This window comes from Motilimonas eburnea, from assembly GCF_021295345.1.
GTDB lineage: Bacteria > Pseudomonadota > Gammaproteobacteria > Enterobacterales > CBDFNC01 > Motilimonas > Motilimonas eburnea.
Genome location: NZ_JAIMJB010000022.1, coordinates 24,527 through 39,957, shown reverse-complemented (window position 1 = coordinate 39,957; position 15,431 = coordinate 24,527). Strand labels below are relative to the sequence as shown.

General features: G+C 46.7%; 13 protein-coding genes. 7 read left to right on the top strand and 6 right to left on the bottom strand.

Annotated elements, in window-relative coordinates; all coding sequences use genetic code 11:
* Positions 1–216: 216 nt before the first annotated feature.
* Genes K6Y21_RS17975 through K6Y21_RS17965 form a run of 3 tightly spaced genes read left to right on the top strand, consistent with a single transcriptional unit; the run spans position 217 to position 2,230 of the window.
* Positions 217–1,179, top strand: a complete 963-nt coding sequence (locus K6Y21_RS17975) for a bifunctional helix-turn-helix transcriptional regulator/GNAT family N-acetyltransferase (RefSeq protein WP_233073263.1) — start codon at positions 217–219, stop codon at positions 1,177–1,179.
* The gene (locus K6Y21_RS17970; protein WP_233073262.1) at positions 1,176–1,910 is read left to right on the top strand and encodes an AzlC family ABC transporter permease; all 735 of its coding nucleotides are present in this window, start codon (positions 1,176–1,178) and stop codon (positions 1,908–1,910) included. Before K6Y21_RS17975 ends, K6Y21_RS17970 begins: the two co-directional genes overlap by 4 nt.
* Positions 1,907–2,230, top strand: coding sequence for an AzlD domain-containing protein (locus K6Y21_RS17965; RefSeq protein WP_233073261.1), 324 nt, complete (start codon positions 1,907–1,909; stop codon positions 2,228–2,230). The genes K6Y21_RS17970 and K6Y21_RS17965 overlap by 4 nt, the downstream gene beginning before the upstream one ends.
* A gap of 49 nt (positions 2,231–2,279) precedes the next feature.
* On the opposite strand, the gene K6Y21_RS17960 is transcribed toward K6Y21_RS17965, so the two are convergent.
* The 4 genes from K6Y21_RS17960 to K6Y21_RS17945 all read right to left on the bottom strand — a co-directional run bounded on the left by K6Y21_RS17960 (position 2,280) and on the right by K6Y21_RS17945 (position 9,305).
* Positions 2,280–6,485 carry a response regulator gene (locus K6Y21_RS17960; RefSeq protein ID WP_233073260.1) on the bottom strand — a complete coding sequence of 1,402 codons (4,206 nt, stop codon included), beginning with the start codon at positions 6,483–6,485 and terminating at the stop codon, positions 2,280–2,282.
* Between the two features lie 79 nt (positions 6,486–6,564).
* The gene (locus K6Y21_RS17955) at positions 6,565–7,851 is read right to left on the bottom strand and encodes a hybrid sensor histidine kinase/response regulator (protein ID WP_233073259.1); all 1,287 of its coding nucleotides are present in this window, start codon (positions 7,849–7,851) and stop codon (positions 6,565–6,567) included.
* Positions 7,844–8,446 (bottom strand): chemotaxis protein CheB, encoded by a 603-nt coding sequence (locus K6Y21_RS17950; protein ID WP_233073258.1) that lies wholly within the window; start codon positions 8,444–8,446, stop codon positions 7,844–7,846. The genes K6Y21_RS17955 and K6Y21_RS17950 overlap by 8 nt, the downstream gene beginning before the upstream one ends.
* Positions 8,412–9,305 (bottom strand): CheR family methyltransferase, encoded by an 894-nt coding sequence (locus tag K6Y21_RS17945; RefSeq protein WP_233073257.1) that lies wholly within the window; start codon positions 9,303–9,305, stop codon positions 8,412–8,414. Before K6Y21_RS17945 ends, K6Y21_RS17950 begins: the two co-directional genes overlap by 35 nt.
* Before the next feature lie 148 nt (positions 9,306–9,453).
* Here K6Y21_RS17945 and K6Y21_RS17940 point away from each other — a divergent pair, with 148 nt between their 5' ends.
* Both K6Y21_RS17940 and K6Y21_RS17935 read left to right on the top strand, forming a co-directional pair.
* Entirely contained in the window at positions 9,454–9,999 is a 546-nt protein-coding gene (locus K6Y21_RS17940) for a lipocalin family protein (RefSeq protein ID WP_432758005.1), read from the top strand.
* A gap of 10 nt (positions 10,000–10,009) precedes the next feature.
* Positions 10,010–10,342, top strand: coding sequence for a hypothetical protein (locus tag K6Y21_RS17935; protein ID WP_233073255.1), 333 nt, complete (start codon positions 10,010–10,012; stop codon positions 10,340–10,342).
* A 93-nt stretch (positions 10,343–10,435) separates the two neighbouring features.
* Here the strand turns inward: K6Y21_RS17935 and K6Y21_RS17930 are convergent, their stop codons facing one another.
* On the bottom strand, positions 10,436–11,059 hold the full coding sequence (locus K6Y21_RS17930) for a bifunctional 4-hydroxy-2-oxoglutarate aldolase/2-dehydro-3-deoxy-phosphogluconate aldolase (RefSeq protein ID WP_233073254.1): 624 nt from the start codon (positions 11,057–11,059) through the stop codon (positions 10,436–10,438).
* A gap of 26 nt (positions 11,060–11,085) precedes the next feature.
* Complete coding sequence (kdgK, locus tag K6Y21_RS17925; RefSeq protein ID WP_233073253.1) at positions 11,086–12,015, bottom strand: 2-dehydro-3-deoxygluconokinase; 930 nt, start codon at positions 12,013–12,015, stop codon at positions 11,086–11,088.
* 165 nt (positions 12,016–12,180) lie between these two features.
* On the opposite strand from kdgK, the gene K6Y21_RS17920 reads away from it, so the two are divergent.
* A complete protein-coding gene (locus tag K6Y21_RS17920; protein ID WP_233073252.1) occupies positions 12,181–14,178 on the top strand; it encodes a TonB-dependent receptor plug domain-containing protein in 1,998 nt (665 codons plus the stop codon).
* Between the two features lie 34 nt (positions 14,179–14,212).
* Positions 14,213–15,385, top strand: a complete 1,173-nt coding sequence (locus K6Y21_RS17915; protein WP_233073251.1) for an HmuY family protein — start codon at positions 14,213–14,215, stop codon at positions 15,383–15,385.
* The last annotated feature ends 46 nt before the right edge of the window (positions 15,386–15,431 follow it).

Below are 15,431 nucleotides of genomic sequence, written 5' to 3'. Positions count from 1 at the left end.
CGACTCCTTGCGACAGCAAACCTTTTCCAAAGGGGCTAATAAGGTTATCTGTTACTCTTTTAATAAGTTTAGTCTGGAATTTCAAAGCAACCCCAGAGAAATAGATTAAACCACTCTAATATCGAGACTTTTTTCATAATTCGTCACGGGTGTTGACTCATTTAGTAAAAGCCAATAGGATTTGCGTAACCAGTTACGTAAATAAAAACGGAAATAATGGATTATTTAAAAACCTTAGGTAGCTTATCCCTAGGCAGTCGAACTAAACGTTTATCAGACTTGTTAATGCAACAAGTGGAAGCCATCTATCAACAGCAAGGCATTGACCTACACCCAAGCTTTTTCCCATTATTTATGCTGATAGCTAAACAGGGCCCCGTCAGCGTCACTCAAGCCGCAACACGCTTAGCAGTCAGTCATCCCGCTATCAGCAAGATAACCAAAAAAATGATCCAAGCTGGCTTGCTTAGTAAACAATCCAGCCCAGATGATCAACGGGTATCGGTATTGGCTTTCACCGACAAAGCCACCGCCATCAGCCAACAAGCAGAGCCCATTTGGCAGCAAATTCAGTGGCATGTAGAGCAGATAATGGCGCAGCAGCAACACCCTCTGCTCGCCGCCATTGAAGAATTTGAACACCACTTGCAGCAGCTAAGCCTGACTCAGCGGGTGTTGGGGGAGCTGCAATCCACCCCCAAGGAATTAGTGTTGGAGCAATGGCAAAGTCAATACAAGGCAGATTTTACTCGCTTGAATCTAGCGTGGCTTGAGCAGTATTTTAATGGCGAGCTCACCGACATTGACCAACAAGCCCTGTTTTCACCTGAGCAATACTACCTAGCGACAGGCGGCTATATCTTTTTTGCGCGCATTGGCTCTCAAGTGGTGGGCACCTTGGCGTTAAAAGAAGCGGGCCAGCAGATGGAAGTATCAAAGATGGCGGTTGAGCCTGAATTCCAAGGTCGCGGCATTGGCCGCCAATTAATGCTCAAAGCCATTAATAAAGCCAAGCAACTCAACAAAGCCGGGCTGTATTTAGAGACCAATAGCGGCTTAGCCAACGCCATGACCTTATATCAACACTTGGGCTTCCAATGTCGGCCCCACCCCGAGGGCCAATCCCGTTACCCAAGAGCAGACCGCTATATGACCTTAGATCTAGGAGCGATAACATGACCGCCATCTCGATGACCCAGTCGCCCACCAGCAAGGAATTCAGTGCCGGCGTGATCGCTACCCTACCGCTGATCTTGGGAGCCATACCCTTTGGCATCTTATTTGGCACCTTAGCACCAAGCAGTGGCCTTTCCATTGCCGCCACGCTGGCGATGTCCTTGTTTGTCTATGCAGGTGCGGCCCAATTTATTGCCTTAGGCTTGCTCGCCGCAGGTGCCAGCCCAAGCGTGATTATTTTCACCACCTTAGTGGTGAATCTGCGCCACCTACTTTATGCCACTGCCATGGTCGAGCAGGTAAAACACTTACCTTTAGTGATGCGCGCCCTGATGGCCTTTGGTCTGACCGATGAAACCTTTGCCGCCGTCAGCCGCCGCTATCAGCAGCAAGATATCAACAAAGCACACTGGTTTTATTTTGGCTCTATGACCGCCATGTACGGCAATTGGGTACTGTGTACCATCATAGGGCTGATATTAGGTAATGCCATTCCCAACGTGGAACAATGGGGGCTCGACTTCGCCATGTCGGTCACTTTTATTGGCATGGTCGTGCCTTATTTAAACAGCCGCGCCATGATAGGCGCCGTGGTCGTGGCGGCGGGTATGTCACTCGCGTGTGCACACTTGCCCAATAAAATGGGGTTAATCATCGCGGCGCTCGCAGGTATCGGTGTTGGTTATTGGCTATCACGGCGTTATCCTAGCGCCCAAGGCGAGGTGAAAGCATGATGTCTAACCAAGAACTTATTCTTATCCTTGGCATGTTTGCCGTGACCTTTGCTATCCGTTTTATCATGTTTGCCGTGGCCGGTAAGATGCAGCTACCCAAGCCGCTGCAGCGGGCATTAGCCTATGTCCCCCCGACAGTATTAACGGCGATCATACTGCCTAGCTTAGTCTTACCCCAAGGCAGCGTAGATATTAGTTGGCAAAATAGTTACCTGGTTGCCGGTGTGGTGGCGTTTGTGATCGCCCTTGTCACTCGCAATCTGCTATTAACCATCGCCTTAGGCTTGGCCTTTTTTATGGTGTATCATCACCTTATCTAATACAACGCGCACCTGCAGTGACTGGCAGAGTGCGCCTGAATGGCTAGAATTAGTGGCCGCCGTGAGCCTTGTCATATAACCAGATCCGCATAATAGAAACCAAGTTATCGAAGTCCACCGGCTTGGTTAAGTATTCCGACGCTCCAGATGCAAGTGACTTTTCTTTGTCTTCTGGCATGGTTTTCGCGGTTAGGGCTATGATAGGCACTTTTTTATAATGCTCCATCTGCCGGATCAATTCGGTGGCTTTATTGCCATCCATCACCGGCATCATGGTATCCATTAATATCAATTCAAAATCTGTAACTTGCTCTAACAGGTTAATGGCTTCTTGACCGTTTTCGGCAAGCTCTACATTGACGCCAATCTCGATCAGCATTTTCGATAAGGCATAACTGTTACGCATATCGTCATCAACCAGTAGCACCTTGCGCCCTTCTAGTAACTCAGCCTCATTGTGGAGCAAGCTAATTTCCGCTTCCTTGTCGGTTTCTGCTTGGTGCAAGAACAGCTTCAGATCATCTTCCAGTCTTTCAGCCGAATCGGCTCCTTTTAGCACAATCGAAGAAGAATACTGATCCAGTTGCTTTTGCTCTTCTTTACTAATCTCTCTTCCGGTATAGATGATAATGGGGGTAATATTGCCGCTGCCACTTTCGCCCAATTGATTTAATAGCTCAAAGCCGGACATATCCGGTAGGCCAAGGTCTAAGATCACCGCATCATACTGGTTTTGTTGCATCCGTTTTAGGCCATCCCCCCCTGTGCTAGCCGTATCTATCTTCAAGTTTTCACTTTCTAGCAATTGCGCCGTGGCTTTTTGGTTACTTTTATCATCTTCAATCAGCAACACATTCCTCATACTAGATCCACTCACTCTGGCCATGTGGGCAAACATGGCAACTAACTGATCATTAGAGACCGGCTTGCTATCAAAACCAATGGCGCCGATGGCCAATAAGGATAATTTGTCTTTATCTTGACTGGCGATCACTTGCACTGGGATGTGGCGCGATTGGGGATTCGTTTTAAGCTGGCTAATGACCTGCCGTGCGTTCAGCTCCTCTAAATCGGCATCTAAAATGATGCCTACGGGTTGATACTCAATCGCCAGTTGCAGCACGCTTAGGGCACTATGAGTAATAATACATTTGTACTGGTTTTGGTTTGCAGTGGCTTGAATACTCATGATTAGCTCATTGTCATTTTCAACAATCAGTAAACACTTATCATCAGCAGTAATGATATGCCTATCATCGCTAAACCATTGGGAAGTCGAACTTGGACTCTCGGGCGTAGCCGCCGCTAATGATGCACTCTGTTCTGCTGGTATCGGCGTAGTTAATGCAGGTAAATACAAGGTAAAAGTACTGCCGTTGCCTTGTTCACTTTTCAGGTGAATTTCGCCTCCCAGCAACCGGCTCAATTCGCGAGCTATGGTTAGCCCAAGCCCTGTGCCACCGTACTTACGACTGGTGGTGCCATCTTCTTGCTGGAAAGCTTCAAAAATGGCGTTTTGTTTCGCCTCTGGAATGCCGATCCCAGTATCAATAACCGAAAACGCGATGCAGTCTTCCACCTTCATGTCACTGTGTAAAAAGTGAGTATTTGCATCCGCCCGATGAATCGACAGCTTCACTTCTCCATGAGGAGTAAACTTCATTGCATTGGATAACAGATTTCGCAAAATCTGCTCAACCCTAAGGTTGTCACTACAAAATCTAGTGGGTAAGCCAGATTCAATGTCTATCACAAAAGCCAAGTTTCGCTCTTGAGCGACAGGCTTAAACATTCTTTCCAAGTTGCTGGTCAGATGCGAGAGCATGATTTCTTCGCTGTGTATGGTCAACTTACCGGCTTCGACCTTAGACAAGTCCATAATGTCATTAATCAGAGTTAATAAGCTGTTGCCACCATCAAAAATGACCTTCGCATCTTCGACTTGAACCGGCGTTAAATTGCCGTGTTTATTTTTCGCTAAACCTTTAGCCAATAACAGCAAGCTATTCAGTGGCGTTCTCAATTCATGGGACATGTTCGCCAAAAATTCAGACTTATATTTGCTGGCCGTTGCCAGCTCCTTCGCTTTTTCTTCAATTTGCTGATTTTTAATTTCAATATCACGCTGTTTAACTTCCAGCGCTTGGGTTTTTTGCTCTAAATCGGCATTGGCACCTTTTAGCTCACTGGACTGCTGATTGAGCAATTGCGCTTTTTGTTCGAGCTCTTCATTGGTGGCTCTCAGCTCTTCAGATTGACTTTGCAGCTCTTCGGTCTGACTTTGTAATTCTTCGGTTTGACTTTGTGATTGCTGCAATAGCTCAACAATGCGTTTACGTCCCATTAAACTGTTTATGGTCACACCGAGATTGATCATGGTTTGATGCAAAAACTCAAGCTGGAGCTCGCTAAATCGGCTGAAACTCGCCAACTCAATCACACCAAGGCACTTATCTTCAAATACAACAGGCAAAGCAATGATGGTGTTTGGCTTTTCCTGACCTAAGCCAGAGCTGACCTTGATGTAGTCATCAGGTACATTGGTCAATATGATGGTGTTCCTTTCTAGAGCACATTGACCAACAATTCCTTCCCCTAACATAAACCGATTAGCAACATTCTTGCGCTCCACATAGGCATAACTTGCTAACAAACGGTACTCGTCTTGCTCTTTAGCATTTTCATCACGCAGATAAAACACGCCATGACCAGCTTGAAGAATGGTGGCTAATTCCGCGATGACAGCTTGCGCCAACGCCACCACATCATTCGCACCTTGAGCAAGCGAGCCTATTTTTACCACTTGGCTTTTGAGCCAGTTTTGCGCTTCTACTTGTTCATTGCGATCTGTCACTTGCTGCATCATGTGGGATAGCGCGATACCTAGCTCATCTTGTTTAGAGCGCGGGGTAATTTGACTGGCATAATCCCCCATGGCAAAAGCATTAGCTTTTTCCACCATGCCTTTAAAATTGAGTTGCATCTTGTTGAGTGCCACACCCAACTTGTCTTTGTCAGAAGCCAATTGGATCTCTGCGTTTAAATCCCCTTCGGCTATTTTTTCGGTCGCGTTAATTTTTATTTTTAGCGCCATGATCATTTTTTTCAGAGCATCATAAATACCATAAGAGACTTTGCCTTCATCATCGAACGCCATATCCACGTTGCCGGCAGCCACTTCATTAGCTAACCCCTCTATCACTCTCGGCTCACCACCCACCGAACGTAAAATGCTACTCGTGATCCAATAACTAATGGCCACACCAAAAATCAACACCGCCATGGTTAAGGAGATAATAGTGAAATTAACCTGTGAAAGGGTGTTCGCTAAGGTATCTAAAGCTAGGTTTGCATCAGCCTGTTCTTCTAATGCGGAGCGATCTATCAAGGCCTCTAACTCATTGAGAATAGTGGATTCAAGCTCGTCTAAAACCACTAGCGCATGCTTTTTGTTTTCTGGGCGATATTGCGCAAACACTTTTTCTGCAGTGTTTACGATATCGGTATAATAGCCATTGATCGTGACCAGCTCTCTGATCTCTGCAGGTCTTTGCTCTAAGGGTTCAAGCAAGTCAAAGTAATGAGTAAAATCTTTTGCATATGATGCAAAATCACTTTCTTTACCTGACTCACCTGCCACATAGTCATGTAATGCAGCTAACATATCGCCTGCCGCATCAATCAATTCAAGGTAATACCTAACCCCCGGTAAATCATCCTGTACCGTTTGCTCTATGCTGGTACTTTGCAAGGCTTCTGCTATTTCCTGCTCTTTCAGTGAATCCAATAATTGCTCTAATTGTGAGCCTTGCTTACGCTGTAGCTCTTCGACCGTCTGAATAGCCCACCTTTCATTCTCTGGTTGATATTTTTCAAAGACTTGCTGGTTAACCTCTTTCACATACTGGTTGATAAGCCGCTCAACCGTCGCCATTTGATTTCTATTTTCTTCGGTGTCACTTTCGAGCGGCTTTAGCTCTGCCAAAAAACCAGTAAACTCATGAAAATTATACTTAAAACCATCTCTTCGCCGTTCTTCCCCATTCATATATTCAGCAACATTACGATCCATGTCGCCCATTTCATCCAATAACTGCAAATAAAGTATCGCGCCGGGCACATCATCCGTCTGAATATAGCGCGAGGCCGAGTATATATTGGAGTTTAAGTAATAGATTACGCCCCCCATCACCACTACCATGGCCAAAATTGAACCAAAAGCAGCGGCGATCTTCTTACCTATGGTCAGATTCATATGCTAAACCCCAATAAAATTCAGCTTTCATCAAAATAATTACCTAACAATCAGTGGTATGCAGATTTATTCAACGTAATTAGTCAGCAATCAACGACAATGGCAACGAGATGATAAAAGTGGTTCCCACCCCCACCTCACTTTCACAACGTATGTTCCCACCAAGGTTCTTATTGACCACGTTATAGACAATGCTCAATCCTAACCCACTGCCACCCGAACCACGTTTAGTAGTAAAAAAAGGTTCAAATATTACTTTGAGTGACTCACGCTCTATACCGACGCCATTATCAGAAAAGCGAATGATGAGATGCTCATCATCCCGCGCAACTACAATGTTTATGATACCCAGCATCTCGTCAGTAAATGCATGCAATAGCGAGTTCATGATCAAATTGGTGACAACTTGAGAGAGGTTGCCGGGGCAAGTGTCTATTTTAATGCTGGGGTCGCCACTAACCGAGATATCTACTTGTGTGTTTTTAACGGCCGGATGCAAGCTTGAAATCGTACTATTCAAATAATCAACGACGCTAATTACTCGATTTTGCTCACTGCTGATATCTACTGCAACCAACTTAAAGTTACCTATCAGGGTCGCTGCCCGCTCTAAATTGGATTGTAAAATCGAAGATAATTGGCTAGTTGAATCGATAAAATTGTTTAACTTGTTTTTTCCTATGCGCCCAGCTTGAATATCGCTGTGTACTCCCTTGACGGTGCCTTCTAGGTGTGAGGCTGCGGTAACACAAACCCCAATCGGGGTATTGAGTTCATGAGCCACCCCCGCCACCAATCGACCTAAGGATGCCATTTTTTCTGTTTCAACTAACTGCTCTTGCGCACTCAATAAATCAGACAGGGAGTTTTGTAAATCTTTGGTTCTTTCCTTCACCATCTGCTCAAGCATCACTTTGTGCTGACGTAATTCATTTTGCGCCTGTTTTTGGACCTCAAATGCACTCTCGATCCGTTCCTTGTCTAGGTGCAGTTCTAAAAACACGCTGACTTTACTTTTTAAAATACTATCGTTGATGGGTTTGACTAAGTAATCAACCGCACCGCTGGCATAGCCTTTAAACTCAAAACTTTCATCACGGGCAAAGGCGGTAATAAAAATAATAGGAATATGCGATGTTTTCGGATGATTAAGTAACAAAGAAGCGGTTTCAAAGCCGTCCATCTCAGGCATTTGCACATCCATCAAAATCAAAAAAAATTGGTGACGGTGGGCGACGGCCAATGCCTGTTGGCCTGAAAGTGCATTAACAAACTCAATATCGAGGGACTCTAAAATCCGCTCATAAACACGGTGATTATTGGGTTCATCATCCACAATAAGAATCTTGCAAGGAGGGCTATCCATGGTCATCTCCCATTAGCAAACGCGTTAAAAAGCTGGCTATCTGTGACAACGGCAAAATATGATCAACCTGAGTTGCCGCAATAGCCGCGTCTGGCATTTCTGGGTATTCAGCTGAATCGGGAGACTGCACTAAGGTTAAACCATGGTATTTCTTAACTGTCTTTAAACCTAGACTACCATCATGATTTGCTCCAGTTAGAATCAAACCGATAAGTTGGTGTTGATAACAGATAGCTGCCGATTCAAACAGCACATCGATGGCAGGAATCGAATAGTTGACCCGCGCGTCAATACTCAAGCTAAAAGTCGCATTACGCTCAACCAACAAATGGTAACCCGTAGGTGCAATATAGATAGAGCCAGGCGTTATGGGTTGACTTGGAAGTGCAAGTTGCACCGCCAGCTGACAGCGCTTAGCCAAATACTCAATTAAGTAATCTCCTGCCATGTGTTTGCGATGTTGCACCACAATCACACTCACAGGAAAGCCAACTGGCAATTTCGGCAAAATGCTGCAGAGCGCTTTTAACCCTCCCGCAGACACACCTACCACTAAGGCTTTATAGGTCGCTTTTTTTTCTATAAATGCGTTCATTCTTACCAAACTCTTCGAACGCCTTACCATGAGCGTTAAATTCTAAACTTTCCTTTTCTCCTAACACTAAAAAGCCCCGATGCACTAAGCTGTCTTTAAATAAACCTACCACTCGTTCCTGTAGTGCATTATTGAAATAAATCAAAACGTTACGACACATAATTAGATGCATTTGGGCAAAAACCTGATCTTTCATTAAATTATGATTGGCAAAAGTGATGTGATCTTGCAGCGATGAGTGGAACGAAATCGTTTGTTGATGTACTTGATAGTAATCACTCAAGCAAGTTTGCCCACCTGCTTCGAGGTAGTTTTGAGCATAAGGAGCTATCTTATCTATTGCATAACTGCCCTTTTTCGCGATCTCAAGGGAGTGGTTATTGTAGTCTGTGGCATAGATCCGGCTGCGTTTGAGCAAGTCTTCTTCTGCCAATAACACGGCTATCGAATAAGCCTCTTCCCCGGTGGCACACCCAGCATGCCAAATATTGATTCTGGAATAGGTTTTAAGGTGCGAACAAACCTGCTGACGAATTTTTTTAAAGACATAAGGGTCACGAAACATTTCCGTCACAGTGACCGACATGTCTTTGAGAAACAGGTTGAAAAACTCAGGCTCGTATAGCACCTTTTGATTCATTTCAGTGACACTTGAAAGCCCTGATAACGCCACCCTTTTGATAACTTTACGCTCCAACGAAGCGCGCGCATAGTTTCGAAAATCATAGCCATAACGAAAATAGATTGACTCAAGAAGCTGATTTATCTCAAAATTCTGCAAATCTAACTGGTTCATTGTGCGCCCTTGTGTGCCGTTCAAAAATAAGTATAGCTGGGACACATTGAACTTGTATTTCAAGCGTTAACCTCTGACTAATAGATATGATTGAACGCTCTGTGCACACGCTACTAAGGGGTAAACAGACCGAGTTGGTGATCGTGTGAATGGGTGTTAATCTGGTATTCAAGCTCAACATCAACCAACTGACTATGAAGGGAATATCATGATGACTTGGCAAAAAAGTATCTTAGGGTGCTTTGCTTTCGTGCTTGCTGCCTGTACTGGCATCCCCGATGGCATGGCTCCAGTAACCCCCTTTGATAGTGCACGTTATCTAGGCACTTGGTATGAAATAGCGCGACTTGACCACAGTTTTGAGCGCGACTTAAGCCACGTCACCGCCACTTATTCGATGCGCGACGACGGTGGAATTCGGGTTGTGAATCAAGGTTATGACGCTAACAAACAAGAGTGGCAACAAGCCGAAGGTAAGGCTTATTTTGTGAATGGCGATAACCAAGGCCATTTGAAGGTGTCGTTTTTTGGCCCCTTCTATGGCTCTTACGTGGTGTTTGGCCTAGACCAAACCGATTATCAATATTCCTTTGTCGCTAGCTATAACCACGACTATTTATGGCTGCTTGCCCGCACACCCAACGTCAGTGATGCCGTTAAACAAGAGTTTATCAAGCAAGCACAGGCACTCGGTTTTGCTGTTGATGAGTTGATTTTTGTCGACCAAAGCAATCCCCCTGAACGTGAAGATAAATAGGCATAAGACGATGAAAAATTGCCCATTTTGCGCCGAGCCCATTTTAGACGCTGCGATTAAATGCAAACACTGCGGTGAATTCTTGACCCCGCAGGAAGCGACCTCGGCGCCACCGCACCAAGCAGCTCAGCCTTGGTATGTTCAAAAAGCCGTGATCATCGTGTGCTTGCTATCTATCGGCCCCTTGGCCCTACCTATGATTTGGTTTCATCCCACCCTAGCACCGCGCTATAAGGTGTTGATTACCTTAGTCACAAGTCTAATCACTTGGGGGTTAATCCTCGCGACCATTAAGGCCTTATCCGTGCTGCAGGAGTATTATGAATTGATTAATCAGCTTTAGGTCACCCCAGTAGGAGCACCAGTCATGGTGCGATTTATCTATTAGGTTTAGCCTTTATCGCCGCATTACTGCGGCTCCCACAAGAGGAACCAATTAGCTAATGATACTGCTTACCTCAGCAATCAGTTCAGCCAGCTCATCCCAGCGCTCATTGTCTAATAAGTCATTGGGAATCATCCACGTCCCACCACAGGCAAGCACCTTGGGCACAGCCAAATAGTCTTTTACATTGGCAGGGCTAATGCCACCCGTAGGCATAAATTGCACCGGATACACAGCACATAGGGCTTTTAGCATAGCAATACCGCCTGACGGCTCGGCTGGGAAAAATTTCAAGGTATCTAGCCCCATGGCCATGGCTTGCTCAACTAAGCTGGGATTATTAACGCCCGGTACGATAGTTACCCCACGCTGCTGACAATAAGTCACTGTGATGGGGTTAAAACCTGGGCTAACAATAAAATCCACGCCCGCATCAATGGCCGCATCAACCTGAGCCGTGGTTAATACCGTGCCCGCACCTATCAACATATCTGGGTAGGCTTCGCGCATTAGGCGAATCGATTCGGCGGCAGCGTCGGTGCGAAAGGTGATCTCAGCACAAGGCAGGCCATTTTCTACCAGCACTTGCGCTAACTTAACGGCCTTATTTGCGTCATTAATGGCAATCACAGGGACAACTTGAATTTGTTTTAGGCGTTGATTAATCGATGTCATATTTTCAATCTCATTAGTTTCTTTAATTAGCTTAAATGTGCCATGGCTTGGCGCGCAATTATCGCACCTGGATATTGGATCACGGTGGCGGCCAAACTGTGCCCGGTTTGAGCAGCATGCTCTGGGCTCGCCCCCAGTAGGCGCGTTGACAAATAGCCAGCGCTAAATGAATCGCCCGCTGCTGTGGTGTCGACTATTTTTGCTACTTTTTCCGCGCCGACTTCATAACGCGAGTCTGCAGTGACGATGTAACACGGCAGCGCCCCACGCTTAATGACGATTTCGACCACTCCCGCCTGTTGAGTGCGAGAAATCGCTGTTTGCTCGTCAACGTCTCCCCACAATAACTGCTCGTCATCAAAGGTTAAAAAAGCTAGATCTGTGAGTGCCAGCATTTGTCGATAACAAGCTTGCGCTTGTGCTTGATCGGCCCAAAGCGCAGGGCGATAGTTATTATCAAAGGCGATTTTTATTCCTTGCTGTTTCACTTGCTCTAAGGCCGTGAACAATAATGTGCGCGAATCTTCGGGTAAAATAGCCAAACTGACGCCACTTAAGTACAACCAGTCAAATTGTTGCAACAAGGCCACTAAAGAAGCACAAGTGTGCTCGCGTAGCCAATAACGCGCCGCAGCATCACTGCGCCAATAATGAAAGCTGCGCTCTCCCAGTCCATCTGTGGTGATGGTGTATAAACCGGGTAACTTGGTCGCGCTACGCCAAACATATTGAGTCTCAATTTGCTCTTGTTGCCATGCGGCTAACATTTGTTCACTAAAATCATCTTGCCCTAAGCCGGTTAAATAAGCAGTGGAAACCCCCTTATCAGCGGTTAAGCGCGAAAAATAGACGGCCGTATTTAAGGTGTCACCACCAAAATTAGGTCGATATAGTTCACCTTGGCGCTGCAACTCCACCATGCACTCACCTAAAACTGCCACCTTGTTTACCGCCATTCACATCCCCTAAGCACTTCTTTTGGCTCATTATGCGCAAGATAAAAAACATAAAGCAAACATTATGACCACCAGCTAGGTCACTCTTAACTATTGCAAATGATAATCCTTATCATTACAATTTAACTTTATTGCAGCTAAGTCTTCGCAAAAAGTTAACAAAACATGATAAATCGAATTAAATCCAATTGGCTATCTGGCCTACTTTGCCTGTGTTGTTACTCGGCTCATGCCGATGAAGTCATGGTGATAACCGGTACCAAAACCGAGAAAAACCTGCTCGACGTGCCGGTGCGCACCGAAATTGTCACTGCTCAAGAGCTCGCCAATACCCACGCCCGAGATCTCGCCGAAGGCTTAAAGCATGTGCCCGGCCTGATGCTCAAACCGATCCACGGTAAAAGCGGCCAAGAGGTTTGGCTGCAAGGTATCAATGCCGATCGGGTATTAATTCTTATCGACGGCCTTCCCGTCACCGCCTCAACGGGCTCAAGCGTGGATTTAACCCAAATTGCAGTCGCCGATGTCAAACATATCGAAATCGTTAAAGGTGCGGTATCAGCCCTGTATGGCAGTGAAGCCATGGGCGGCGTGGTCAACATTATTACCCGCCAACCAAAAGCAGGCACGCATTATCAGCTCACCCTAGATGGTGGCAGCTATGGCAGCCAGCACAATGTCAGCTCGGCGCTATTTAACGATCAGCACGCCAATGTCGTGCTTAGCCACAGTAGCGATACTTGGTATGGCCAGCTGATGGCCGATGTACGCCACAAGGGCGGCAGTGATTTGGATTTATCCGACTGGGACTTTGAAGGCGATGCCGGCGATAAAACCAATGTTTCTCTCGAGCTGGGTTATCACTTGAATAATGGCGGCTTGATCAAGGTAAAGCCCAGTTGGTACCACGAAGATATTTACAAAAACTTTGGCACCTTTGTGCCCGGCATCGGCAAGCTTAAAAAGGTCAAAGCCGAGCAAGCCACCCGCAAAAACATCCTCGTTGCTTATAGCCAGCCCCTGACGAGCCATTTAGCGCTATCGACTTGGTATATGCACGAGCAATTTGAAGATAACACCTCGCAAGATACTTTAGTCACGCCCGTGGTCGATCAAAGCCGCAGCAGCCTGAGCAAGTTTGACAAACTCGAGCTACAACTCGACAGTGACTACTTTGACCAGCACCTGCTCACGTTGGGGGTGGTGGCGTATCGCAGCGAACTCAGCCAGCAGCAAGTCAAGCGCAGCAATAATGGCTCACCAGATACTTCTAGCGAATTAGGCGGTCGCAAACAACGCGACAATATCGAGCTGTATCTGCAAGACGACTACTTCTTAAACGAACAATGGGAGCTGTTGCCCGGTATTCGGCTGCAACACGATTCCGATTTTGGTTTTCATGGCGCGCCCAAATTTAACCTGATGTATAGCCCCACCGCCCTTGCCGATCTCAACGCTAAGATTCGCGCCGGTGTCGGCGCCGGTTATCGCGTGCCCACCTTAAAAGAGCGCCATTATGTGTTTGACCACAGCGCGCTGGGCTACATGATCATAGGTAATCCCGATTTAGTGCCGGAAACGTCCTTGAGTCTACAACTGGGTGCCCAACTGCAACCCAGTAGCGACCTAAATCTAGACATCAACTTATTCCATAATGAAATCAAAAACCTGATTGATACCACTTATGATGAGCAGGCCTCAAATGCAGCGGCGCTCAGTATTTTTAAATACCACAACGTCAACAAGGCCATGACCCAAGGGGTCGATCTCAGTGCAAGCTACCAATGGCATACAGACTGGCAAACCAACCTTTCATACAGCTATTTAAACAGTGAAGACAAGACCACAGGCAACACCTTGCCAAGGCGTCCAGCCCACTTAGTCAAGGCCAAGGTGAACTATCACCTCGCCGCCCTAAACACAGATTTATCTTTGTACGGTAACTATCAAACCAAGGAATATTTAGATGGCGACAACCAGCGTCAGTCACCCGATTACGCCACCTTTGATTTCAAGGTGAACTACCAAGTTACCCCGCAAACCAAGCTGTTTTTAGGTGTCGACAACCTCACCGACACAGTGCGCGACACCCCCAGTAACGGCATGGACTTTCGTCCCGAAACGGGCCGCTTTATCTACTTAGGATTCCGCCTTGAAGGCTGACATAACTGATTTTATTAGGAAAGGAAAACACACGATGCAACATAAATATAAACTACTCGCCCTTGCCATCAGCTCAGTATTACTCAGCGCCTGTGGCGGCGGCTCAGGTGGCAGTGACGCAAAAGACAGCGATAATGCGGTAACGCCTACCCCTGCGCCAAGCGTTGAGCCAACACCAGAACCAACGCCTGCGCCGCCATTTAGCCTTGCTGAACTCGACGCCACCGATGCCAGCCAGCCGGCTCAATTAGATCTGTTATCGGGCGCCACCGTAACCGACTCCAGCTGGCATCTAGGGTATCAAAAATACGTTGGCTTTAAACTCAATGGCGGCCTGTCTGGCAACGGTAAAGTATCTGGCTGTATTGCTCATCAATACAGTAACTTGTTTGATGAGCAAGGTAACGCAGTCGCCGCAGAATTTGAACAACTGACCCAAACCAGTACCGAAGCCGACTTTAGCGCGGTCACCAAAACGGCCTGTAGCGAGTTTGTTAGCGACAGCTTGATCACCCAAATAAAAACTGCCGACTGGCTTAATGCTGATTACAGCCAAGGTGCGCCGGTTTATTCAGCAAAAGATGGCAACGGCTGGATTATTCGTTCTGCCAGTGGCGACCACTACGCGCGCGTTAGCGTCAAACAAGTCACCGTGGCCTTTGGTCAAGCCCCTAGCCGCAAGCTTGTGCTGAGCGTAGAGCACTGGGATGCCAATGCGAAACAATTTAGCCCGGCCGTGGATTCGCCAGAGCTCGACTTTTCAACCGCGACGGCTTACTGGGATTTAGAAAGTAACAGCCTTACCACCGCAGACCAAAGCTGGGACCTGAGCGTTAAGGTCAGCGGTCGTGACTACCCGCTACAAGTTAATAGCGGCGCATCTGGAACCGGTAAAGCCGGCGTGGGCGCCATCAGGGTTGCCAACATTGCTGCCGTAACCGACCCAACGGACACCAACCAAGTTTATAAGTACTTTGGCGATCGCGCCGAAGGTATCTTAAGCAAACCCGGCAGCTACGGCCCGCTGGAATACAGCGTGAAAGGCCAACATAAGATGTGGCCAACCTTCACCACCTATCTAATCAAAGATGAAACAAACGATGCGGATAACCCGCGTTTATTTAAGGTGCAAGTGGTCAGTAACTACGGCGTGGATGGCAGCCAAGCGAGTGCCAATTTGGTGTTGCGTTATCAGGAGTTGAATTAGTTTTACCCTAGCCATAGCTAGATTAAACCGCCACGAGCCGATATGA